Annotated in this window: 20 protein-coding genes; 8 read left to right on the forward strand and 12 right to left on the reverse strand. The window is 72.2% G+C overall.

Annotated features, from left to right (window positions below; all coding sequences use genetic code 11):
• Together OG974_RS24535 and nuoN are read left to right on the forward strand one after the other, a co-directional pair.
• On the forward strand, nt 1-1,602 hold the full coding sequence (locus tag OG974_RS24535; RefSeq protein ID WP_327284835.1) for an NADH-quinone oxidoreductase subunit M: 1,602 nt from the start codon (nt 1-3) through the stop codon (nt 1,600-1,602).
• Nucleotides 1,603-1,607: 5 nt separating this feature from the next.
• Nucleotides 1,608-3,254 (forward strand): NADH-quinone oxidoreductase subunit NuoN, encoded by a 1,647-nt coding sequence (nuoN, locus tag OG974_RS24540; protein WP_327284836.1) that lies wholly within the window; start codon nt 1,608-1,610, stop codon nt 3,252-3,254.
• A 61-nt stretch (nt 3,255-3,315) separates the two neighbouring features.
• On the opposite strand, the gene OG974_RS24545 is transcribed toward nuoN, so the two are convergent.
• The 8 genes from OG974_RS24545 to fahA form a co-directional block, all read right to left on the reverse strand.
• Nucleotides 3,316-3,810, reverse strand: coding sequence for a Uma2 family endonuclease (locus tag OG974_RS24545; RefSeq protein WP_329314286.1), 495 nt, complete (start codon nt 3,808-3,810; stop codon nt 3,316-3,318).
• Nucleotides 3,811-3,909: 99 nt separating this feature from the next.
• Complete coding sequence (locus OG974_RS24550; protein ID WP_371644491.1) at nt 3,910-6,813, reverse strand: fumarate reductase/succinate dehydrogenase flavoprotein subunit; 2,904 nt, start codon at nt 6,811-6,813, stop codon at nt 3,910-3,912.
• A gap of 25 nt (nt 6,814-6,838) precedes the next feature.
• Nucleotides 6,839-7,570, reverse strand: coding sequence for an ABC transporter ATP-binding protein (locus OG974_RS24555; RefSeq protein WP_327284839.1), 732 nt, complete (start codon nt 7,568-7,570; stop codon nt 6,839-6,841).
• A gap of 296 nt (nt 7,571-7,866) precedes the next feature.
• Nucleotides 7,867-8,778, reverse strand: coding sequence for an ABC transporter permease (locus OG974_RS24560; RefSeq protein ID WP_327284840.1), 912 nt, complete (start codon nt 8,776-8,778; stop codon nt 7,867-7,869).
• Nucleotides 8,775-10,127, reverse strand: a complete 1,353-nt coding sequence (locus OG974_RS24565; protein WP_371644493.1) for an ABC transporter substrate-binding protein — start codon at nt 10,125-10,127, stop codon at nt 8,775-8,777. Before OG974_RS24565 ends, OG974_RS24560 begins: the two co-directional genes overlap by 4 nt.
• A gap of 50 nt (nt 10,128-10,177) precedes the next feature.
• Nucleotides 10,178-10,405, reverse strand: coding sequence for a ferredoxin family protein (locus tag OG974_RS24570; protein WP_327284842.1), 228 nt, complete (start codon nt 10,403-10,405; stop codon nt 10,178-10,180).
• A gap of 33 nt (nt 10,406-10,438) precedes the next feature.
• Nucleotides 10,439-11,209 carry a GntR family transcriptional regulator gene (locus OG974_RS24575; protein WP_327284843.1) on the reverse strand — a complete coding sequence of 257 codons (771 nt, stop codon included), beginning with the start codon at nt 11,207-11,209 and terminating at the stop codon, nt 10,439-10,441.
• A gap of 151 nt (nt 11,210-11,360) precedes the next feature.
• Nucleotides 11,361-12,584 (reverse strand): fumarylacetoacetase, encoded by a 1,224-nt coding sequence (fahA, locus tag OG974_RS24580; protein ID WP_327284844.1) that lies wholly within the window; start codon nt 12,582-12,584, stop codon nt 11,361-11,363.
• A gap of 140 nt (nt 12,585-12,724) precedes the next feature.
• Between fahA and OG974_RS24585 the strand changes: the two genes are divergently transcribed.
• The gene (locus OG974_RS24585) at nt 12,725-13,543 is read left to right on the forward strand and encodes an HAD family hydrolase (RefSeq protein ID WP_327284845.1); all 819 of its coding nucleotides are present in this window, start codon (nt 12,725-12,727) and stop codon (nt 13,541-13,543) included.
• 97 nt (nt 13,544-13,640) lie between these two features.
• Here OG974_RS24585 and OG974_RS24590 read toward each other — a convergent pair whose 3' ends face one another.
• On the reverse strand, nt 13,641-15,644 hold the full coding sequence (locus tag OG974_RS24590) for a CocE/NonD family hydrolase (protein WP_328763371.1): 2,004 nt from the start codon (nt 15,642-15,644) through the stop codon (nt 13,641-13,643).
• 422 nt (nt 15,645-16,066) lie between these two features.
• Between OG974_RS24590 and OG974_RS24595 the strand changes: the two genes are divergently transcribed.
• The 4 genes from OG974_RS24595 to OG974_RS24610 all read left to right on the forward strand — a co-directional run bounded on the left by OG974_RS24595 (nt 16,067) and on the right by OG974_RS24610 (nt 19,242).
• A complete protein-coding gene (locus OG974_RS24595) occupies nt 16,067-17,077 on the forward strand; it encodes a polyprenyl synthetase family protein (RefSeq protein ID WP_327284848.1) in 1,011 nt (336 codons plus the stop codon).
• A gap of 231 nt (nt 17,078-17,308) precedes the next feature.
• Nucleotides 17,309-18,535, forward strand: coding sequence for a DUF2092 domain-containing protein (locus OG974_RS24600; protein ID WP_327284849.1), 1,227 nt, complete (start codon nt 17,309-17,311; stop codon nt 18,533-18,535).
• A gap of 108 nt (nt 18,536-18,643) precedes the next feature.
• Nucleotides 18,644-18,847, forward strand: coding sequence for a ribbon-helix-helix domain-containing protein (locus OG974_RS24605; RefSeq protein WP_223835884.1), 204 nt, complete (start codon nt 18,644-18,646; stop codon nt 18,845-18,847).
• Complete coding sequence (locus OG974_RS24610; RefSeq protein WP_327284850.1) at nt 18,844-19,242, forward strand: hypothetical protein; 399 nt, start codon at nt 18,844-18,846, stop codon at nt 19,240-19,242. Before OG974_RS24605 ends, OG974_RS24610 begins: the two co-directional genes overlap by 4 nt.
• 13 nt (nt 19,243-19,255) lie before the next feature.
• On the opposite strand, the gene OG974_RS24615 is transcribed toward OG974_RS24610, so the two are convergent.
• The 3 genes from OG974_RS24615 to OG974_RS24625 all read right to left on the reverse strand — a co-directional run bounded on the left by OG974_RS24615 (nt 19,256) and on the right by OG974_RS24625 (nt 22,776).
• Nucleotides 19,256-20,572, reverse strand: coding sequence for a M28 family metallopeptidase (locus tag OG974_RS24615; RefSeq protein WP_371644497.1), 1,317 nt, complete (start codon nt 20,570-20,572; stop codon nt 19,256-19,258).
• 246 nt (nt 20,573-20,818) lie between these two features.
• A complete protein-coding gene (gene rarD / locus OG974_RS24620) occupies nt 20,819-21,796 on the reverse strand; it encodes an EamA family transporter RarD (RefSeq protein ID WP_371644499.1) in 978 nt (325 codons plus the stop codon).
• 125 nt (nt 21,797-21,921) lie between these two features.
• Nucleotides 21,922-22,776, reverse strand: a complete 855-nt coding sequence (locus OG974_RS24625; RefSeq protein WP_327284853.1) for an SDR family oxidoreductase — start codon at nt 22,774-22,776, stop codon at nt 21,922-21,924.
• A gap of 88 nt (nt 22,777-22,864) precedes the next feature.
• Between OG974_RS24625 and OG974_RS24630 the strand changes: the two genes are divergently transcribed.
• Nucleotides 22,865-23,272 carry a winged helix-turn-helix transcriptional regulator gene (locus tag OG974_RS24630; RefSeq protein WP_371644502.1) on the forward strand — a complete coding sequence of 136 codons (408 nt, stop codon included), beginning with the start codon at nt 22,865-22,867 and terminating at the stop codon, nt 23,270-23,272.
• The last annotated feature ends 17 nt before the right edge of the window (nt 23,273-23,289 follow it).

Below are 23,289 nucleotides of genomic sequence, written 5' to 3' on the forward strand. Positions count from 1 at the left end.
ATGAGTTTCCCGCTTCTGACGGTGACGGCCGCGCTCCCCGCGGTCGGCGCCGTCCTGACGGCGGCCGTCCCGGCCGCCCGCAGGACCGCCGCCAAATGGCTGGCGCTGCTCTTCTCGCTGGCGACCCTGGCCCTGGCCGTGCTCGTCGCGGTCCGCTTCGAGCCCGGCGGCGCCCGCTACCAGCTCACCGAATCGCACGCCTGGATCCCCGACTTCGGCGTCCGCTACCAACTCGGCGTCGACGGCATCGGGGTCGTCCTGATCGCGCTGACCGCGCTGCTGATCCCCTTCGTGATCGGGGCCGGCTGGCACGACGCCGACCCGCTGGAGACCGAGTCTCCGGCGGACTCGCGCTGGCGGCCCACCCAGGGCTTCTTCGCCCTGATCCTGCTGGTCGAGGCGATGGTGGTGATCTCCTTCGAGGCCACCGACGTCTTCCTCTTCTACATCTTCTTCGAAGCCATGCTGATCCCGATGTACTTCCTCATCGGCGGCTTCGGGGACCGGGCCCACTCCGGGACCGACGAGAACGCGGCCGCGCAGCGCTCGTACGCGGCGGTCAAGTTCCTCCTCTACAACCTGGTCGGCGGCCTGATCATGCTGGCCGCCGTCATCGGGCTGTACGTGGTCGCCGGGAACTTCTCGCTCCAGGAGATCGCCGCCGCCCGCGCCGCGGGCACGCTCGACATGGCGACCAACACCGAGCGGCTGCTGTTCCTCGGCTTCTTCTTCGCCTTCGCGGTGAAGGCCCCGCTGTGGCCGCTGCACACCTGGCTGCCGAACGCGATGGGAGAGTCCACCGCCCCGGTCGCCGTACTGATCACCGCGGTCGTCGACAAGGTCGGCACCTTCGCGATGCTCCGCTTCTGCCTCGGGCTGTTCCCCGACGCCAGCAAGTGGGCCACGCCGGCGATCCTCGTCCTGGCCCTGATCAGCATCGTCTACGGCGCGCTGGTCGCGGTCGGGCAGCGCGACATCAAGCGGCTGGTCGCGTACGCCTCGATCTCCCACTTCGGGTTCATCATCATGGGCATCTTCGCGATGACCTCCCAGGGGCAGTCGGGCGCGACGCTGTACATGGTCAACCACGGGCTCTCCACGGCCGCGCTGATGCTGGTGGCCGGCTTCCTGATCTCGCGCCGCGGCTCCCGCCTGATCGCCGACTACGGCGGCGTGCAGAAGGTGGCCCCGGTACTGGCCGGCACCTTCCTCATCGGTGGCCTCGCCACCCTGTCACTGCCGGGCCTGGCCCCGTTCGTCAGTGAATTCCTGGTCCTCGTCGGCACGTTCGCCCGCTACCCCGTCATCGGCATCATCGCCACCATCGGGATCGTGCTGGCCGCGCTCTACACGCTGGTGCTCTACCAGCGCACGATGACCGGCCCCGTGAAGGAGGAGGTCCGCCCGATGCAGGACCTGCGCCTGCGCGAGGTGCTCGTCGTCGCCCCGCTGATCGTGCTGCTGATCGCGCTGGGCGTGTACCCGAAGCCGCTCACGGAGATCGTCAACCCGGCGGTGGAGCACACCATGTCCGACGTACACCAGAAGGACCCGAAGCCTGAAGTGGCCGTCGAGGCCAAGAACGGGGAGGCGGCGAAGTGAGCACCATGGCTGCTGCCCAAGGGCTGCTGACGCTGGCGGCCGCGGAACCGGCCGACCGGATCCCGGCCCCGCACATCGAGTACGCACAGCTCGCGCCCACGCTGATCGTGGTGGGCGCGGCGGTCATCGGAGTCCTCGTCGAGGCCTTCGTCCCGCGCAAGTCCCGCTACTACGTCCAGGTGTTCCTCGCCGTCGCCGCACTGGCCTCGGCCTTCGCGGCGGTCGTCGGCCTCGCCGCCGGCGGGTACGGCGGCGACAAGGCACACATCGCGGCGATGGGCGCCGTGGCCGTCGACGGCCCGGCGCTGTTCCTCCAGGGGACCATCCTGCTCGCCTCGATCGTCGCGGTCTTCACCTTCGCCGAGCGGCGCCTGGACCCGGCAGCCCACGGCAACCGGGTGGACTCCTTCGCCGCGCAGGCGGCCTCCGTGCCGGGCAGCGACAGCGAGAAGGCCGCCGTCAAGGCGGGCTTCACCACCACCGAGGTCTTCCCGCTGGCGCTGTTCGCGATCTCCGGCATGCTGATCTTCCCGGCGGCCGACGACCTGCTGACGCTGTTCGTGGCCCTGGAGGTCTTCTCCCTCCCGCTGTACCTGCTCTGCGCGGTCGCCCGCCGCCAGCGCCTGATGTCGCAGGAGGCCGCGGTCAAGTACTTCCTGCTCGGCTCCTTCTCCTCCGCCTTCCTCCTCTTCGGCATCGCCCTGGTCTACGGCTACGCGGGCTCCGTCTCGTACGCGACCATCGCCGACGTGGTCGACGGCACCGTCACGAAGATCGACCCGGCACTCGCCGACACCATGGGCAACGACGCACTGCTGCTCATCGGCGGGGCGCTGATCCTGACGGGCCTGCTCTTCAAGGTCGGCGCGGTCCCGTTCCACATGTGGACCCCGGACGTCTACCAGGGAGCCCCGACCCCGGTCACGGGCTTCATGGCGGCGGCGACGAAGGTCGCCGCGTTCGGCGCGCTGCTCCGCCTGCTGTACGTCGTCCTCCCCGGCCTGCGGTGGGACTGGCGGCCGGTGATGTGGGGCGTGGCGATCGTGACGATGCTGGCCGGCGCGGTGATCGCGGTGACCCAGACCGACGTCAAGCGTCTGCTCGCCTACTCCTCGATCGCGCACGCGGGCTTCATCCTGGCCGGTGTGATCGCGACGTCCGCACAGGGCGTGCAGTCCGTCCTCTTCTACCTGGCCGCGTACTCCTTCGTGACGATCGGCGCGTTCGCCGTGGTCACACTGGTGCGCGACGCGGGCGGCGAGGCGACGCACCTGTCCAAGTGGGCGGGCCTGGGTCGCCGTTCCCCGCTCACGGCGGCAGTGTTCGCGGTGTTCCTGCTGGCCTTCGCCGGCATCCCGCTGACGTCCGGCTTCGCCGGCAAGTTCGCCGTGTTCAAGGCGGCGGCGGAGGGCGGCGCGGGGGTGCTGGTCGTGGTCGGTGTCATCTCGTCCGCGATCGCCGCGTTCTTCTACATCCGGGTGATCGTGCTGATGTTCTTCAGCGAGCCGAAGGCGGACGGCCCGACGGTGGCCGTCCCGTCCGTGCTGACGATGACCACGATCGCGGTCGGCGTGGCCGTCACCCTGGTCCTGGGCGTGGCCCCGCAGTACTTCCTGGACCTGGCGGGCCAGGCGAGCACGTTCGTCCGCTGACCGTCATGCACGGCGCAGGGCCCGACCCCTCCGGGGGACGGGCCCTGCGCCGTGTGCGGGACTACTCCGGCCGCCGCCGCTTCGGCATGATCCCGGTGAGATCCAGGTCGATGGGAAAGGGGTCGGAGACCTTCAGCCGGTCGTGGAAAATGCCGGCCGCGACCGGTTTGGTCTCGCGGTCACGGTCGATGGACTCCGGAGACACGACCTCGATCGCCAGCAGGACCGCCTCGGCCGGAAGGCGGGTCTGGGCCAGGTCGTTGACGACGTCCTCACGGCACACGATGACATCAGGCTCGGGGCGGTTATGCCGATCGATGTCGATGGTGAACTCGCGGAGGACCTCCAGGCCTTCCGGGACCAGCGACTCGATCTGCCTCTCGAAGAAGGTGACGGCCCGCGAGTGGAAGAGCGTCTGCGGACTCACGAAGATCAGGCTCCCGTCGATCAGCTCCGTGTGCGGAGGCAGATTCGGAAGCGTGTCCAGGTCATCGGCAGTCCAGCCGCCCGCGGGCGGGATCGGCCAGCTGTGTTCCGGGTTCATCGGTGCTCCCATGAGCCGAGTCTCGCCAGTCCGTTCAGCGTATCGCCGGACATCTGCTCCGGACCGCCCACACGTGTGAGCGCACGGTCGTCTGTTGACAATGTGCCGGAGTCACAGACGAACGGCATATGCGCGGACGTCCGCGTCCGGGTCGGAGGTGGCCGTGGCCAGGGCCCTGCGGGCCTCCGGGGTGCCGCGGTGGGTGCGCAGGGAGAGGACCGCGGCCTTGCGGACGTCCGCGTTCTCGTCCTTCAGGGCCTCGGCCAGTGCGGGTACGGCGGTGTCCGGGGCGGCTGCCGAGAGGGCCGTCGCCGCGCCGGCGCGGACCTGCCAGGCCGGGTCGGCCAGGGCTGCCGCGGCCGTGGCGGCGTACGGCGCGGGGCAGCCCGTCGCCGCCAGCGCCGCCAGGGCCGCGCCCCTGACCAGCGGGTCCGGATCGGACAGGAGCGGGTCCAGCGGGGCCGGCGCCGGGGCGTGGACCGCCGCGAGGCCCTTCGCCACCGCCACCCGGACCTCCCGCGCCGGATCCGCCGCCGCCCGCGCGAGGGCCGGGACGGCGTCCACCGAGACCAGCGCCCGCACCGCGTGGATCCGGACCTCCGGGTCGGGGTCCACGAGGGACTGCGCGTACAGGGCGGCGTCGCCGAGGCGCAGCGCGCGCAGGGCTTCGAGGGCGGCGGCGCGCACCACCGGGTCCGTTACGGCGAGTGCCGCGCGCAGGGCGGCCCCGAGCTCCGGATCACCGGGCAGGACCTCCAGCAGCTCCCGCAGCGAGGCCGCGGCCGTCGCCCGTACGGCCGGATCCGCGTCGCCGAGGCGGGCCGCCAGGTCCGGGCCCGCCCCCGCCGGGACGGTCTCGCCGATGGCGGTCACGGCGCCGGCCCTTACCGCCGGATCGGGGTCGGTGAGGTACGGCCGCAAGGCCGCCAGGTCCGGGGACTCCTCGGCCAGGGCGAGGAGTTCGAGGATCCGGGGCGAGGGGCCGCTGCCTACCGCGGCCTCGGCCGCGTCGGCGGCGGGTCCGCTCCGGGCCGCGTTCGCGACCGTGATTGCGGACTCCGCGGGCACCGGGACCGGGGCCGGTTCGGCGGCCGGGCCGGCATCGGCCGCGGTCCCCGTAGTGGCGGGGGTCCCGGCAGGGCGGGCGGTTCCGGCCGCGCCGTCGTTCCCGGCGGTGGCGGTGGCGGTGGCGGTGGCTCCGGCCTCCGCCACCACCAGGAGGCCGCCGGCGGCAGGGACCGCCTCGCGCGGCCCCGCCGTCGCCACGCCGACCAGCTCCACCTCGCCCAGGCGCCGCGAAGCCCCGCCGGTCGGCGTGAACTCGGGGACGGGGACGACGTACGGCTCCACCGGGCGGGCCGTGAACTCCATCGCCCCCGAAGCCGACTTGCGCAGGTCCAGGTGGTGCAGCCAGGCCGGGTCCTCGCGCTCCGGGTGGTCGAGCCGCTCGTGGTACAGGCCCCAGCGGGACTCCGTCCGCGCCAGCGAGGCCCGCGCCGCCATCTCCGCGCAGTCCCGGATGAAGGACACCTCCGCGCACCGCATCAGCTCGTGCGGGGTCCGCGCCCCCATCTCCTCGATCTCGCGGCCCATCCGGGTGAAGGCCTCCACGGCCAGCGACAGCTTCGCCCCCGTCTTCGGCGGGGCCACGTAGTCGTTGACGAACCGCCGCAGCTTGTACTCCACCTGCGGCTGCGGCGGCCCGTCCGGCCGGCGCAGCGGCCGGTAGACCAGCTCGTGCGCCGCTGCCACCTGCTCCGCCGGGAGGGGCCCCTCGTACGCGGTGTACTGCGCCGCGTCCTCGCCCGCCAGATCGCCGAAGACGAACGCCCCGATCATGTAGTTGTGCGGTACGGACGCCAGGTCCCCGGCGGCGTACAGCCTGGGCACGGTGGTGCGCGCGTGGTCGTCGACGCGCACGCCCGACGCCGAGTGGCCGCCGCACAGCCCGATCTCCGAGATGTGCATCTCGATGTCGTGCGTGCGGTAGTCGTGGCCGCGGTTCGCGTGGAAGGTGCCGCGGGTGGGGCGTTCGGTGGTGTGCAGGATCGATTCGAGCGCGGAGACGGACTCCTCCGGGAGGTGGCTGAGCTTCAGGTACACCGGGCCCCGGTCCGAGGCGAGTTCGGCCGCGAACTCCGACATCATCTGCCCCGACCAGTAGTCGGAGTCGACGAACCGCTCGCCGTGCCGGTTGACCTGGTAGCCGCCGAAGGGGTTCGCGACGTACGCGCACGCCGGCCCGTTGTAGTCCTTGATCAGCGGGTTGATCTGGAAGCATTCGATCCCGGTGAGGGCCGCGCCCGCGTGGTAGGCCATGGCGTACCCGTCGCCCGCGTTGGTGGGGTTCTCGTACGTCCCGTACAGGTACCCGGAAGCGGGGAGTCCGAGCCGGCCGCAGGGGCCGGTCGCGAGGATCACGGCGCCCGCGCGGACCGTCACGAAGGCCCCGGTACGGGTGTTGAAGGCTGCGGCGCCGATCGCCCGGCCGTCCTCGGGCGAGGTGAGGACGCGAACCGGCATCACCCGGTTCTCGATCCGGATCCGCTCGCGCATCTCGCGGCGGCGCAGCTGCCGGTAGAGGACCTTCTTGACGTCCTTGCCCTCCGGCATCGGGAGCACGTACGAGCCGGAGCGGTGCACCCGACGGACCGCGTACTCGCCGTGCTCGTCCTTCTCGAACTTCACGCCGTACGACTCCAGGCGCTGCACCATCGCGAAGCCGCGGGTGGCGGTCTGGCGGACCGTGGACTGGTCGACGACGCCGTCGTTGGCGCGGGTGATCTCGGCGACGTAGTCGTCGGGCTCGGCGCGGCCGGGGACGACCGCGTTGTTCACGCCGTCCATGCCCATGGCGAGGGCGCCGGAGTGGCGCACGTGCGCCTTCTCCAGCAGCAGGACCCGCGCGCCGCGCCCGGCGGCGGTCAGCGCCGCCATCGTGCCGGCGGTGCCGCCGCCGATGACGAGTACGTCGCAGGAGATTTCCTCGGCGTCGGCGATCGCGGGGATGTCCATGGTGGGGTCCTTGGGGAGTTGGAGGTCAGAGGGAGGAGAGGATCCGGCGCCGGAGGGCGGAGTGGTCCGCGGTCCGCTCGCGCGGAAGCGGTACGTCGAGTACGTCCAGCAGCGCGCCGGCGGCGAGGAGCACGACGCGGTCACCCAGGAAGAGGGCCTCGTCCACGTCGTGGGTGACGAAGACGACCGTCGCCCCGGTGCCGGCGAGCACGTCGACCAGGAGGTCCTGCATCCCGGCGCGGGTCTGGGCGTCGAGTGCCCCGAAAGGCTCGTCCATGAGCACGGCGCGCGGGCGCGCGGCGAGGGCGCGCGCCAGCTGGACGCGCTGGCGCTGTCCGCCGGAGAGCTGGTGCGGAAGCCTGTGCGCGTGGTCGGCGAGGCCGACACGGCCCAGCCACTCGGTGGCGGTGCGGCGGCGCTCCGCCTTGGGCTCTTTCCGGATGGCGAGCGGGAGTTCGACGTTGGCGAGGGCGGTCCGCCAGGGGAGGAGGGCGTCCTCCTGGAAGACGAGCGCCCGGTCGGCGTGCGGGCCCCCGATCGGACGGCCGTCCTGTTCCACGGCCCCGCCCCGGGAGGGCAGCAGCCCGGCCAGCGTGCGCAGCAGGGTCGACTTCCCGCAGCCGGAGGGCCCCACGACGGCCAGTACCTCGCCGGGCCGGACGGTGAGGTCGAGTCCCCGGAGCACGGTGTTCCCCGGGTGTCCGAGCCGGACACCGTGCAGCCGGAAGGCTGCGCCGGTGGTGGTCGCGGTGGTCATGGTCACTCCTTCGAGTTGCAGTTCCGACGGGCCGGTCTCGGCGCCGCTCACGCCCGGCTCCGCTCCCGTGCCCGGGGGCCCGGCGCCGCGCCCGTCCGGGCCGCCAGGTCGATCCGGCCCCGCCGGCGCGGAAGGCGCTGGGGGTCCCCCCGGCGGTGGCCGGGGGAGGGCCGGGGGCACCCCGTCCGCGGCGCCGCACCGAAACGCGTCCGGGCCGAGCCCTGAAAGCACCTCCCAGCGGTGGCCGGGGTGGGAACGGGGGAAGGGCGGGGTGGGGCAGGGCTCCGCGCAGCGGGTCACGGCGAGCGGACGCCGGACAGGTGCCGGCCGCCGGGCGGGGCGGATCCGTCCGCGGACCCCGGGTCCGCTGACGCAGTGGCGGACCCGGGGTGCGGCCCCTCGGCGGGGGCCGGGGGGCCGGGGGACGCAAGGGCCGAGCCCGGGGCGCGGGTGGGGAGCCAGCGGGTCAGGCGGCGGCCCGTGCGCTCCACCGCCGTCGACGTCAGCCAGCCGAGGGCCCCGATCGTCACCATCCCGACGAACACGCCCGGGTAGTCCACCACCGTGTAGTCCTGCCACGTGCGGTAGCCCACCCCGTACTCCCCCGAGATCATCTCGGCGGAGATCACACAGATCCACGACACCCCGATCCCGACGGACAGCCCGCCGAAGATCCCGGGGAGCGCGCCGGGCAGGACCACCGACAGCAGGACCCGTCCGCGGCCGCCGCCCATCGTCAGGACGGCCTCCTCCCAGACGGGGGACAGCGCGGCCACCGCGTGCCGCGTCGACACCAGCACCGGGAAGAACGCCGCCGCGCAGGTGATGAACACGATCCCCTGCTCGTTCGAGGGGAACAGCAAGATCGCCACCGGCACCAACGCGATCGCCGGGATCGGCCGCAGCACCTCCAGCACCGGGCCGAGCACGTCCGCCGCCACCCGCGAGCGGGCGATCGCCGTGCCCACCGCCACGCCCAGGACCGCGGCCAGCGCGAATCCCGACACGATGCGGCGCAGGCTGTCGGCCAGGTCCTGCCAGTAGGGCCCGGTCGAGGCCCGTTCGGCGAGCTTCGCCGCGACCTCCGTCACCGTCGGGAACTGCCCGAACCGCAGCCACAGTTCCACGTCGAGGGAAGTCAGCGTCTGCCAGACCGCCAGGGCCACCCCCAGCGAAGCCACGCGCAGCAGCCGGCGCCCGGGGGTCATGACGCGATGCCTCCGGCTTCGGCGAAGCTCACGATCCGCGCCCCGGATCCCTGGTGCCCGTCGACGTACGCCTTGGCGCCCGCCGGCGTGACGAACGCCCGCAGTTCGGAGCCCTCCGCCACCCAGACCGCCTTGTCCGCGAACCAGAGCGTGCCCGTCACCGCGTCCGGGACGTACGCCGCCCGGACGTCCGCGCCCTTGAGGGCCTTCAGCAGGGCCGCCGGGGTGTCGAAGGTCCGGGTGGCGGTCTCGTTCTTCAGCCACAGCTCCGGTCGGGCGGCCGCGGCCACCGGATAGTCCGGTCCCAGGTCCGCCGCGAGCCGCTTCAGCGGCGCCGGGTCCACGAACCCGTCGACGTCCACGTCGCCGACCAGCTTCGCGTCCTTGAGGACCGGTACGTCCTCCTTCAGCGCCGCCAGCAGCTCCGGCCGCAGCGCCGGGTCGAACGTCGCGATCCCGTTCGACCCGTTGTAGAGGTAGACGACCTCCGCCGGCAGGCCGGTGTCCTTCGCCACCGACTCGGCCGCCGCGACCGGCCGGGTCCGCAGGTAGTCGGTCGCCTTGCGCTGGGCCCGCAGGAAGTCGTCCAGCACGCCGGGCCGCTGCGCCGCGAACCCCTGCCGGACCGTGACCCCGTGGAAGGTCGGCAGGTTCAGTTCGGCGCCGTCGTAGAGCGCCTTGGCCTTGCCCTCGTACGCGAGCTGCCCCGGCCAGGCCACGAACTGCGACAGCGCGTCCGCGCTGCCCGCTTGGAGTGCCGAAGCCCCCACGCTGGGCTGCTGGTTGAGCTTCTGGATCCCGGTGGCCGGGTCGATCCCGGCGCGCTGCAGGGCCCGTACCAGGGTCCCGTCGGCAGCCGAGCCGACCGAGGTCGACACCTTCTTGCCGCGCAGGTCGGCCAGCGATTCGAGCTTCGCGCCGGGCGCCGTGACGATGGTGTTGAGGCCGCCGCGCAGGTTGTAGCCGGTCACGGAGACGAGCCGGGTGGGCTGCCCCAGCTCCTTGCCGCGCGCCGCGTTGATCAGGAGCGGGAAATCGCCCATCGAGCCGATGTCGATCTTGCCGGCGGTCATCTGGGCGGTGATGGGCGCACCGGTGGCGTAGTCCTGCCAGTCGACCTTGTAGGTGATGCCGTCCTTCTTGCCGCGCGCCGCGAGCTCCTGCTCGAAGTAGCCGAGGGAGCGCAGCAGGGTGCCGGCGGTGACGGTGTTGACGGTCTTGGACTGGTAGCCGACCGTGACGGTCACGGTCCCCGGGCCGTCCGCGCCGGCCGCGTCCCCGCCGCACGCGGTGGCCAGCGGGGCGAGGAGCAGCAGGGCGGCGGGTGCGAGGGCTCTCGTACGGAACATGGGAAGCGGGCCTTTCACCGGGGTCACCTGAGTCACCGGAGTCATCGGGATCACCGGAGGAGATAGGGCATGTTGACGGTCACCGCGCCGGTGGGACAGCGGGCGGCGCACGGGCCGCAGTACCAGCACTCGTCCACGTGCATGTAGGCCTTGCCGCTGTCCTGGTGGATCGCGAGCGAGTCGAGCGGACACATGTCGACGCAGAGGGTGCAGCCGTCGATGCACAGGGACTCGTCGATCGTCACGGGCACGTCGCCGCGCTGGGGGACCACGGGCATGGCTGTCTCCAGGAAAGGGGTGGGGAAAGGGGCTCAGAGGGAGCGGCGGAGCACGCCGCTCATGGTGATCCGGTCGCCGCGGAAGCGGATGAACTCCAGGTCCACGGGCCGGCCGTCGCCCAGGTGGGTGAGCCGCTCCAGCATCAGCACGGCGGCCCCGCGCGGGGCTTGGAGGACGGCGGCGGAGTGCGCGTCCGCGTTGACGGCCTCAAGGGTGATCTCGGCGTGGCCGAGGGGCTGTCCCGTCAGGGACTCCAGCAGCCGGAAGACGTCGGTGTTCTCCAGGTCGCAGCCGATGAGTTCGGCGCCGATGTCCAGGGGGACGTACGTGAGGTCGAGGGAGAGCGGCAGCCCGTTCAGCCGCCGCAGCCGCTCGATGTAGAGCACGTCGGCGTGCTCGGGAAGCCGCAGCCGGGCGGCCACGGGGGCGGGGGCGCGCACCGGACCGACGGTGCGGACCTCGTTGGTCACCCGGCCGTGCTCGTGCAGGGTCTCGGCCAGGCCCTGGAGCCGGTCGAGGCCGTGCGGGTACTTCTCGCAGACGACGACGGTACCGACGCCGGGCCGGCGTTCGACGAGGCGCTCGCCGCGCAGCAGGTCGAGGGCCTGGCGGACGGTGTTGCGGCCGGCCCCGTAGTCGGCGGCGAGGGCGTCCTCCAGGGGGAGGACGCCGTCGGGGTACCCGCCGGCCAGGATCTGGTGGCGCAGCAGGTCGGCGAGCTGCCGCGCCTGGTCCGCGCGCAGTCGCCGCCGGCGCGCGGCGGCGACCGGGACGGTGTGCTCACGGATGCGTTCGGCTGGCATGGCAGGGAACATACCGACGGCTTCCGGCCGGTGGTGTTGCCGCAGTGTTGCGCCACCGCGCGCCCTCATCCGCAGGGCTGTGACCTGCTACGACGACGGGGTGGCGGAAAGATCCGCCACCCCGGTGAGGCCGTTCGTCCCGAGGGGCGGACTAGCGGGATCCCACAATGCGGCCGGTGACCTCGCCGAGGCCGACCCGGGTGCCCTCGGGGCCCGGTGCCCAGGCGGTGAGGGTGACGGTGTCGCCGTCCTCAAGGAAGGTGCGCTTGCCGTCGGCGAGCTCGATCGCGTCGCGCCCGTTCCACGTCAGCTCCAGCAGCGAGCCGCGCTGGGCGACCTCGGGGCCGCTGACCGTGCCCGAGCCGTAGACGTCGCCGGTGCGCAGGGAGGCGCCGTTGACGGTCATGTGCGCGAGCTGCTGGGCGGCGGTCCAGTACATCGTCGCGAACGGCGGCCGCGCGACCTCCTGCCCGTTGATGGAAACGGTGATGTGCAGGTCGAAGCCGCCGGGCCGGTCGGCTTCGGCGTCGTCGAGGTAGGGCAGCAGCGGGAAGTCGCGGGCGGGCGGCGTGACCCGGGCCGCGTCCAGGGCCTCCAGCGGGGTGACCCAGGCGGAGACGGAGGTCGCGAAGGACTTGCCGAGGAAGGGGCCCAGCGGCACGTACTCCCAGGCCTGGATGTCGCGCGCCGACCAGTCGTTGAGCAGGAACAGCCCGAAGACGTGGTCCTCGAACTCGGCCAGCGGCACCGGGCGGCCCAGCTCGGAGGGGGTGCCGACGACGAAGCCGACCTCCGCCTCGATGTCGAGCTTGACGGACGGGCCGAAGACGGGCGCCGGGTCGGCGGGGGCCTTGCGCTGCCCGGAGGGGCGGACGACGTCGGTGCCGGAGACGACGATCGTGCCGGAACGGCCGTGGTAACCGATCGGCAGGTGCTTCCAGTTGGGGGTCAGCGCGTCCCCGTCCGGGCGGAACATCTTGCCGACGTTGGTGGCGTGGTGCTCGCTCGCGTAGAAGTCGACGTAGTCGGCGACCTCGTACGGCAGGTGCAGGGTGACGGCGTCGAGCGGGAGGAGGTGCGGCTCGACGGTCTCCCGGTGGCCGGGGTCGGTCACCCACGCGGTCAGCGCGCGGCGCACGTCGCGCCAGGCGGTGCGGCCGGCGGCCAGCAGCGGGTTGAGCGAGGCCTGCCCGAGCAGCGCCGCGTACGGGGAACCGAGCGCGGTAGCGGCCGCCCCCGCGTCGAGCACGTGTCCGCCGATGCGCACACCGATGCGACGGCGGGGTTCCCCGGAGGTGGAGAAGACGCCGTACGGGAGGTTGTGCGGCCCGAACGGGTCGCCCTCGGGGACATCGAGGGGGCTCTGCTGGGGCATGGGGTACTGCCTCGCTTTCGACGCGGTCCGGGGGTGTCCCGGTGGCTGGTTGATACGTTACGTGCCCAGTGGGACCTGTGGGAGGCCGGATTCGGGCTCTATTTGTAGGACTTGTCCAATGGGGTCCGTATCCTTGCGCCGTGACTTCCGCTCCGCTTTCGGCCCTCCCCTTCACCCTGATCGCCACTGACCTGGACGGGACCCTGCTGCGCGCCGGAGACACCGTCTCCGCGCGCTCCTACGCGGCGCTCGCGACGGCGCGCGCCGCCGGCGCCCAGCACATCATCGTCACCGGACGCCCCGTCCCGCAGGTCCGGCACGTCCTGGACGACCTCGGCTACACAGGGCTCGCGGTGTGCGGGCAGGGCGCGCAGGTGTACGACACGGCGCGCGGGCGCCTGCTGCACTCCGTGGAGATGGACCGGGAGCTGGCGGAGGTGGCGCTCGGGAAGATCGAGGCGGAGATCGGAGAGGTCTACGCGGCGGTCGACGGGGAAGGCGTGGACGCCGAGATGCTGATCGCGCCCGGCTACCGGATGCCGCACCCGCACCTGCCGACGGTGCGGGTACCGCGTCGGTCCGACCTGTGGACCGCACCGATCAACAAGGTGCTGCTCCAGCACCCGGAGCTCGACGACGACGAACTGACCCGGGTGGCCCGCGGGGTCGTCGGCCACATGGTCAACGTGACGATGGCGGGGGAGCACACGGTGGAGCTCCAGCCGCCGGGCGTCAGCAAGGCGAGCGGGCTGGCCCTGGCGGCGCAGGTGCTGGGCGTCGGCCCGGCGTCGACGATCGCCTTCGGCGACATGCCGAACGACGTCCCGATGTTCGCGTGGGCGGCGCACGGCGTCGCGATGGCCAACGCCCACCGCGAGCTGGTGGCCGTGGCCGACGAGCTGACGCTGTCCAACGAGGAGGACGGCATCGCGGTGGTCCTGGAGCGCCTCTTCGCCTGACGGCCGGGCCTGTCGGCCGGGCCTGTCGGCCGGGCCTGTCGGCCGGGCCTGTCGGCCCGGCCTGACGGCCCCGGTGTGGCGGCCCCGGCCTGCGGCCTCAGCCTGCGGCGCGCGGTAGGCGGCGCTCCCACGTGCGGTGGAAGACCACCTCCTCGCCCTCCCGGCACACCAGCTCGTTCGAGGTCAGGAAGCCGCCCTCGTCGCAGGAGACCTCCGAGCGGGTCTCCACCCGTACGTCCCAGGCCAGCTCGGGCCGGTGCAGCCGGATCCGCCAGTCCGAGCGGGTCCGGGCCGACAGCGGGTCCGCCGAGTCGATCTCGTACACCTCCAGCGCCTCCTCGCCGTACTCCAGGCCGTCCGGGTACACCCGGGTCCCGCCGTACCGGGGGTCGACCTCCAGTCGCCACCTGCCGCGCGCGACGTCCCGTACGACCAGCCGCTGCGGCCGCGGTTCGTCCAGCGTGGCCGGGTACGACACCCCGAGCGGCTCCGACTGCTCCGGCGGCTCGAACGCGATCCCGCCGCGGTCCTCGGGATCCGCGGACCGGACCGGCAGGACCAGCGAACTGCCCGCCGGGTCCAGGGTCCAGCCCGCCTCCGAGCCGGCCCGCGGCCAGATCCACGGCCAGTACGCCGAGGACAGCGCGAGCCGGATGCGGTGGCCGGCCGCGAAGCAGTGCCCGATGCCGTTCAGCTCGAAGACCACGTCCTCGTACGCCCCCACCGGCCAGGGCACCGCCTTGTCCCGGCCCAGCCTGGCGGAGAGGTTCAGCGCGCCCCGGGTGACCAGCGTCGAGGAGCCGTCGGGCGCCACGTCGCACAGCCGGGCCACCACCTGGCCGTACGGGACGTCCATCCGCAGCCGGGCCGTCACCCGGGCCCGGCCCAGGACCTCCACCGGCCCACGCCCCACCGGGAACTCGAAGCAGGCCGACTTCGCGTCCTCCTCCCGCTGGTCCGGCGGCAGGTCCGCGGAGTTGCCGAACGGGAAGAACCGCCCCGCGTCCAGTCCCGTGTGCTGCGGGGACGCGATGGCCACCGGCGCGCCCTGGAGCGCGTAGGTGACCGGCGTGACGGCGGGGGAGGGCCACTCGGAGTCCCCGACCCAGCGGCCCGGCAGCACCTCGTACGAGGTCGCCGGCGGATGGGACTCCGAGATCCAGGAGCGCAACAGCGGCTCGTCCATCACCCCGTTGTCCGTGCCCTTCAGCCAGTGGTCCCACCAGCGCAGGGTCTCCTGGAGGAACCCGATCGACGGGCCCGGCGGCAGCCCCCGGTCCGGGTACTGGTGCGACCAGGGCCCGATCAGCCCGCGGACCCGTTCGGCGGGCAGGTGGGACACCAGCCGCAGCACCGTGTCCCGGTACGGGTCGTGCCAGCCGCCGACCGCGAGCACGGCCGCGCCGATCGCCGGGTAGTCCTCGCAGACGCTGCCGTGGCGCCAGTAGTCGTCCCGCGTCTGGTGCGCCAGCCAGGTGTGGATCAGGGGTTCGACGGATTCCAGCCGCGCCAACCACTGCCCGCGCCAGCCCTCGCCGGCGAACAGCGGGTCCGGCGGGCGGGCCGCGAAGGCCAGCATGGTCGCCGCCCACGCGTGCATGTCCACGGCGAGCACCGAGCCGCCCATGTAATGGACGTCGTTGTCGTAGCGGTCGTCCGTGGAGCAGACGGTGACGACCGCCTTCAGGGCCGGTGGTGCCAGCGCCGCGATCTGCAGGGAGTTGGAACCGCCCCACGAGATCCCGAACATCCCCACCGACCCCGTGCACCACTCCTGCTCCGCCAGCCACTGCACCACCGCGATCCCGTCGGTCAGTTCCCGCGCGTCGTACTCGTCGCCCGGGTTCCCGCCGCTGCAGCCGTGGCCCCGTACGTCCACCCGGACCGAGGCGTAGCCGTGGCCCGCGTACCAGGGGTGGCGCTGCCAGTCGCGCGGCGCGGTCCAGTCGGTCAGCCGGTACGGCACGTACTCCAGTAGGGCCGGGACCGGCTCGTCCGTCACGGGGCGCCAGATCCGGGCGTACAGCTCCACGCCGTCCGGCATCGGGATCCGGACGTCCTCGTGCGCCGTCGGGTACGGGAACTCGGTACGGATGATCATGTGGGAACCGCCTCGTCGCCTCGTTCGCCTCAGTGGAGGGGGTGCATCGTGCGGGGAGGGACCCACGTACGGGCGCAGCCGCCCGTGCCACTCACGGGTCACCCGCGGGCTGCGGAACACGACCGCGAAGGAGACGGCCGGAGCGATCACCGGGACGAGCGTCAGCAGGTCGACGCAGCGGCCCGTCGTCAGCCACCCGACGGCGGTTTAGTGCAGTGCCAGTTCTGGACAAAACGTATTCTCCAGGTGTTTCGGCTCCTCCTGAACATACCGGTGCGCATCGGGCAGTGCGTGGGTGGCGACATGACGGGCGCTCTCGGTGATCGAAAACAGACCGGATACGCTGGCTTGAGTGAAGGCAGCGACACATCGACAATCCAGGTGATCGTCACCGTGATCGTCAGCAGACAGGAGTACCCCTCGTGACCGTCGTCGGGCCGTTCGGACTGAGCGTGCGGGACCAGGCTCTTGAGACCGATGTCCAGGCCGGACTGGCCGCCGTCGAGGCGGGTCTGCTGGAGGCCACCAAGAGCGAAGTCCCCTTCATCACCGAGGCCGCACAGCACCTGCTCCGGGCCGGCGGCAAGCGGTTCCGGCCGCTGCTCGTGATGCTCGCCTCCCGGTTCGGCGATCCCTACGCGCCCGGGATCGTGCCCGCCGCGGTCGTCGTCGAGCTCACCCACCTGGCGACGCTCTACCACGACGACATCATGGACGAGGCGGACGAGCGCCGCGGCGTGGCCAGCGCCAACGCCCGCTGGGGCAACTCGCTGGCCGTCCTGACGGGTGACTTCCTGTTCGCCCGCGCCTCGCACATCCTGGCCGACCTCGGGCCGGAAGCCGTGCGCATCCAGGCCGAGGCCTTCGAGCGGCTGGTGACGGGCCAGATCCTGGAGACCGCCGGTCCGCGCGACGGCCGCGACCCCGTCGCCCACTACCTCGACGTCATCGCCGGCAAGACCGGCTCGCTGATCGCGGTCTCCGGCCGGTTCGGCGCGCTGATGTCCGGCGCCGACGAGTCGGTCGTCGACATCCTGACCCAGTACGGCGAACGCCTCGGCACCGCCTTCCAGCTCGCCGACGACCTCCTCGACATCGCCTCCGACTCGCACGAGTCCGGCAAGACCCCGGGGACGGACCTGCGCGAGGGCATCCCCACGCTGCCCGTGCTGCAGCTGCGCCAGATGGCGGCCCAGGGCGGCGACCCCGACGACCTGGAGCTCGTGGGCCTGCTGGACGGCGACCTGACGGACGACGCCCTGCATGCGGAGGTGCTCGCCCGGCTGCGGGTGCACCCCGCCCTGGAGCAGGCCCGCCGCGACACCATCCGGTACGCGCAGGAAGCGCGGGCCGCGCTCGCGCCGCTGCCGGAGTGCTTCGCGAAGTCGGCGCTCGAAGAGCTGTGCGACGCGGTGGTGCACCGCGCCGGCTAGGACGTGACCGGGCACAGGCCGGGCACAGGCCGGGTACGGCCCGGTACGACCGGATACGTCGTGTGGCGCAGGCGAGGGCCCCGCATCCCCTACGGGTAGGAGGATGCGGGGCCCTCGCCGTGTCATCCCTGGGGCGTACGCCGAGTTGAGCCCGGGGAGTGACGCCCCGACCCCCTCCCCTTTGGTCAGATGGAGACACACCAGAACGGGTGACAAAGAGGTAGGGCAGACATGGCAACGAACGCAAAGACCCGCAAGGCCGCCCGGTACGCCGTACCGGTAGCGGTGGCGGGTGTGGCCGCCGCGACCGTGGCGATGGTCCCGGCCTTCGCGAACTCCGGGGGCCCCGACCTGCCGAAGGTGACGGCGCAGCAGCTCATCGAGAAGGTGGCCGCCTCCGACGTGCAGCAGCTGTCCGGCAGCGCGAAGATCAGCACCGACTTGGGTCTTCCGACCCTGGCGAGCGGCCTCCTCGGCGGCGGGGGTGTCGCGGGAGGCTCGGCCAACCCCGAGGACAAGATCGCGCAGCTGGCGAACGGCACGCACACCGTGCGCGTCGCGGCCGACGGACCGGACCGCCAGAAGCTCACGTTCGTGGACGGCAAGGACGAGTACAGCCTCGTCCACAACGGCGCCGACGTCTGGGGGTACGACACCAAGGCCAACGAGGTCTGGCACGAGAAGCACCCCGAAGGCGCGGCGGCAGGCAAGGACGGGAAGAAGACCGCGGACCGGCTGGGCGGCGCCTCGCCCCAGCAGCTCGCGCAGGACGTGCTGAAGGCCGCCGGCCCGACCACGGACGTCAGCGTGGGCGAGACCGCCCAGGTCGCCGGCCGGGACGCCTACCAGCTGGTGCTGAAGCCGAAGCACGCCGGATCCACCGTCGCCTCGGTCAAGATCGCGGTGGACGCCAAGAACGGCGTGCCGCTGCGCGTGCAGCTGCTGGCCACCGAGGGCGGCAAGCCGATCGTCGACGCCGGGTTCACCAAGGTGGACTTCGCCAAGCCGCCCGCCGACACGTTCGCGTTCACCGCGCCCAAGGGCGCCAAGGTGACCGAGGGCGCTGCCGAGGAGGCCAAGGGCGGAGCCGGGCACGGCAAGGAGTTCAAGGGCCTGGAGTCCCTCCCCGGCCTCGACGCCCTGACCGGCGGCGCGGCCGGCAAGGGCGGCAAGGGCGACACGAAGGTCCTCGGCGAGGGCTGGTCGGCCATCGCCCGCATCGACACGGGCGCCGGCAAGGGCCTCCAGGACCTCGACAAGGCGGCGAACGGCAAGAACGCGCCGAAGGAGGCCAAGCAGTTCCTCGACTCCCTCGGGGGCAAGGTCACCGGCAAGTTCGGCGAGGGCCGGGTCTTCAAGACCCGCCTGGTCAACGCCCTGATCACGGACGACGGCAAGGTCTACGTCGGCGCGGTCACCAAGGACGCGCTGGTGCAGGCGGCCGACGCCAACAAGTAACCCCGCCGCGGCGGGCAGCTGTCCGAAGGGTGGGCGGGGACTGTGTCCCTGCCCACCCTTCCGCCGTTCCGCCCCTGTGTACAGCGAGCCCGCTGTACCGTGAAAAGCATGTCGAGACACGTGACCATCCGCCTGGACGAAGAGTTCCACGAGCGCCTCAAGGCACGCGCGGCGGCGCTGGGCACGACGGTCACCGCACTGATCACCGAGGTGACGGAACGCGAGCTGGACGAGGACCGCAAGAACTTCCTGTCCGGCATCGAGGAGTTCGCCGATCACTGGGGCTACTTCCAGCAGCGGTTCGGCAATTGAAGATCACCATGGAGTGGGCCTGGACCGCTCTGGCCCACCATCTCCCGTCAGATCCCGCCGTGTGGGATCCCTCAGGGGTGGCCGCCGCGGTCGCCCGGCACCAGAACGACCTCGTCCTGGTGCCCGAACAGCCCGCCCCGGACACCGCGTGGCGGGCCGCCGCGTTTCTGCACACCCTCGCGGTGTGCCCGGCGCTGGAATCGCCGATGAACGAGTTCTACGCGGCCGCCGCCACGCGCTCGTACCTGCGCGTGGCGGGGGCCAGGCAACTGCCGTCGCCGGAGGACCTCGGCGACCTGGTGGAAGCGGCGAAGCTGGGCCGCGCCGACATCGCAGCGGTCGCCGAGGAGCTCCGCGCCCTCATACAGGAGCCGCTGACGGTCCCGCCGTCCTAGGGCCGGACACGTCCTAGAAGGTGATCTTCCAGCTGTTGATGTAGCCGGTGTCCTGCGCCGCCGCGTCCTTGACCTGGAGCTTCCAGACGCCGTTGGCCACCTCGCCGGAGGCGTTGACCGTGTACGTCTGGACGAGGTTGTCGGCGCTGCCGCCGCTGCGGTTGTGCAGGTTGTAGACCGTGCCGTCGGGGGCGACCAGGTCGACCACCAGGTCACCGCGGTAGGTGTGGACGATGTTCACGTCGACCTTGGTGGTGGCAGGGGCGTTGCCCGCGACGCCGGAGACCGTGACGGGCGAGGTCACCGCGGCTCCGGGGGAGTCCGGGATGTTCACGTCCGCGGTGTTCTCGAAGGACGGGCCCGGCGGGACCGGGGTGGCCGCCCCCAGGTTCCAGATCGCGTACGCGATGGCGTCGGAGTTGCGGTCCAGGGCGGTGTCGTCGATGTTCGCCGACGTGTCGCACGAGGCGTGGTAGCAGCGGTCGAAGGCCTGCCCCGAGGTGCCGCCCCACTTCTGCGCCTGCGCCGCCGTCTTGGTGTAGTCGGCGCCGGAGAACAGGCCGCCGACCGGGATGCCCGCGTTCTTGAACGGGGCGTGGTCGGAGCGGCCGTCGCCCTCGGTCTCGATCTCCGTCGGGACGCCGATCCCCGCGTAGTAGTTCTTGAAGGTCTGCTCGATGGTCGGGTCGTCGTCGTAGACGAAGTAGCCCGGGTTCGGCGAGCCGATCATGTCGAAGTTCAGGTAGCCGGAGATCTTCGCCTTCTCGGTGCTCGGCAGGTTGTTCACGTAGTACTTCGACCCGACCATGCCGAGCTCCTCCGCGCCCCACCAACCGAACCGCAGGTGCTTGGTGGGCTGGAGCTGGGCGCGCGAGACGGCGAGCGCCGTCTCCAGAACGGCTGCCGAGCCGGAACCGTTGTCGTTGATGCCGGGACCCGCGGTCACCGAGTCCAGGTGCGAGCCGGACATCAGCACCGAGTTGGGGTCGCCGCCCGGCCAGTCGGCGATCAGGTTGTAGCCGGTCGCGCCGCTGCTGGTGAAGGTCTGCAGGGTGGTGGTGAAACCGGCCGCGTCGAGCTTGGCCTTCACGTAGTCGATCGAGGCCTTGTAGCCGGCGCGGCCGTGGGCGCGGTTGCCGGCGTTGGCGGTGGCTATGGACTGGAGCTGCGCCAGGTGCGCCTTGACGTTGGCGACCGGAATGTCGGGCGGTGTCGGCGCCGCGGTCAGCGCCGTGGGGGCGGCGAGTGCGGCGGGGGCGGAGGAGGCGAACAGACCGGCGACCGCGATCGCGGTCACGGCGGCCAGGCGCCGGGAGACGGACAGGCTCATGTGGGGGACTCCGGAATTCCGTTGGGGATTGAACGGAACGTGCGGGGTGGCGCATTTGAGCGATAGTGCGTCAGTGCGAGCCTGATGTTCAGTGGAGATGTGACTGTCCGTCAAGACCGAGATCCGGTCAGGATGGTTCGGAAAACGGACGATCCCCGCCACGGGACGCCTCCCAGTGGTAGCTGGGCGAGGGTTCCGTGACGGGGATCGTGGGGGTGAGGGGCGCGCGGTGCGGTGCCGGTGGCCCTACGCGGGCTCGGGCGCAGGCGCGGGCACGGGCTCCGGTACCGCCACCGGTCCGGCGGTGCGGGCCTGTTCGAGCCGCGCCGCCTCGGCCCGGTTCTTGCGCGCCGTGCGCAGGGCGTCCCAGGTCAGCAGCGCGAGCGCCAGCCAGACCAGGGAGAACCCGGCCCAGCGCTCCGGCGGCATCGCCTCGTGGAAGTACACGACGCCGAGCCCGAACTGGAACACCGGGGCCAGGTACTGGAGCAGCCCGAGCGTGGACAGCGGGACCCGGATCGCGGCCGCTCCGAAGCAGACCAGCGGGATCGCCGTGACCAGTCCGGTCGAGGCGAGCAGCGCGGAGTGCCCGAGGCCCTCTGAGGCGAAGCTCAACCGGCCCTGCGTCCCCAGCCACAGCAGGTAACCGAGGGCGGGCAGGAACAGCAGCGCGGTCTCGGCGGCGAGCGACTCGACCCCGCCCATGTTGAGCTTCTTCTTGATCAGCCCGTACGCGGCGAAGGTGAAGGCCAGCACCAGCGAGATCCACGGCGGCCGCCCGTACCCGATGGCGAGCACCAGCACGGCGGCCACGCCGATGCCGACCGCCGCCCACTGTGCGCGGCGCAGGCGCTCGCCGAGTACCAGCACGCCGATCCCGATGGTGACCAGCGGGTTGATGAAGTAGCCGAGGCTGGCCTCGACGACCGCGCCGTTGTTGACGGCCCAGATGTACAGGCCCCAGTTCACGGAGATCACCGAGGCGGCCAGCGCGGTCAGGCCGAGCTTGCGGGGCTGCCGGAGCAGCTCCCGTATCCAGCCCCAGCGGCGCATGGCGAGCAGCAGCACCCCGACCACGCCCAGCGACCAAACCATGCGGTGGGCGAGGATCTCGATGGCCCCGGCCGGCTTGAGCAGCGGCCAGAACAAGGGGACCAGCCCCCACATCCCGTAGGCGCCGAATCCGTAGAGCAAACCCGTGCGCTGCTCGTTCTCCGCTTTCACGGGGGCCTCCAGTCACATTCCAGCCAACTTCACGAAGGTAGCGCCGGAGGGGCCGGATGTCATGCCCGTAGACACGAGATACTCATGACATCTTCGAGGCCTTGTGTGGCCGGGGCCGCGTCGGCTCAGGCCAGGGCGGAGGCGATCGCGTGGGCCACCGGGGTCGTCGGGCGGCCGATGAGCCGGGACAGGTCCCCGCCGGTGTGGGCCAGCCGGCCGCGGGAGATCGCCGCGTCCACGTCGACGAGGATCGCCGCGAAGCCCTCGGGGACCCCGGCGTCGGTCAGGATCGACAGGTGCGTCCCGGCCGGGACCTCGCTGTACGCGACCTCCTTGCCGGTCTGGGCCGCGACCTCTGCCGCGTACTCCGCCAGGCTCCACGCGGTGTCGCCGGAGAGCTCGTACACCTGGTTCAGGTGGCCCTCGCCGGTCAGCACGGCGGCCGCCGCGGCGGCGTAGTCCGCCCGTGCGGCAGAGGCGATCCGGCCCTCGCCCGCGCTGCCCACGACCGCGCCGTGCTCCAGGACGGTGCCCAGGTGGCCCGTGTAGTTCTCGTGGTACCAGCCGTTGCGCAGGAAGGTGTGGGGGAGGCCCGAGTCCAGGACGGCCTGCTCGGTGACCTTGTGCTCGGCGGCCAGGTCGAAGTCGGCCTCGGGGCCGCCGAGGATCCCGGTGTACGCGAGCTGGGCGACGCCCGCGGCCTTCGCGGCCCCGATCACCGCGAGGTGCTGCGGCACCCGACGGCCGACCTCGTTGCCGGAGATCAGCAGGACGCGGTCGCCCGGGCGGAAGGCGGAGGCCAGGGTCTCGGGGACGTCGTAGTCCGCGACGCGCACCTCGACCCCGCGCTCGGCCAGGTCGGCGGCCTTCTCCTTGCTGCGGACGACGACGGCGACGCGCTCGGCGGGAACCTGGTTCAGCAGCTCCTCGACGACGAGGCGGCCGAGGGCTCCGGTGGCTCCGGTGACGACGATGCTCATGGGGTGCGCTCCTTGCGTTGGGGTGTGTCACCACCCTAAGGACAGCGCTAACCTTTCGTAAGTACCCACTTCAAAGTAAGGTACTGGTATGAAGGTAAGTAACGCGACGGCGGCCGCTGCGCCGCCGATGGTCAACGCTCCGATGGTCAATGCGCCGATGTGCCCCTCCCGCGGAGTACTGGAACACGTCACCAGCCGCTGGGGCGTACTGGTCCTGGCCGCCCTCGTTGAGCGCTCCTACCGGTTCAGCGAACTGCGCCGCGAGGTGGGTGGCGTCAGCGAGAAGATGCTGGCGCAGACCCTCCAGACGCTGGAGCGCGACGGATTCCTGCTGCGCGACGCCAAGCCCGTGATCCCGCCGCGCGTGGACTATTCGCTGACCGAGCTGGGGCGCGAGGCCGCCGAGCAGGTGTGGGCCCTCGCCCGCTGGACCGAGCGGCGCACTCCCGAGGTCCAGGCGGCGCGCGCCGCCTACGACGGAGCCCGGAGCTCCTGAGGAACTCCGGGCCGTAG

It is taken from the genome of Streptomyces sp. NBC_00597 (assembly GCF_041431095.1).
Classification (GTDB): Bacteria; Actinomycetota; Actinomycetes; order Streptomycetales; family Streptomycetaceae; genus Streptomyces.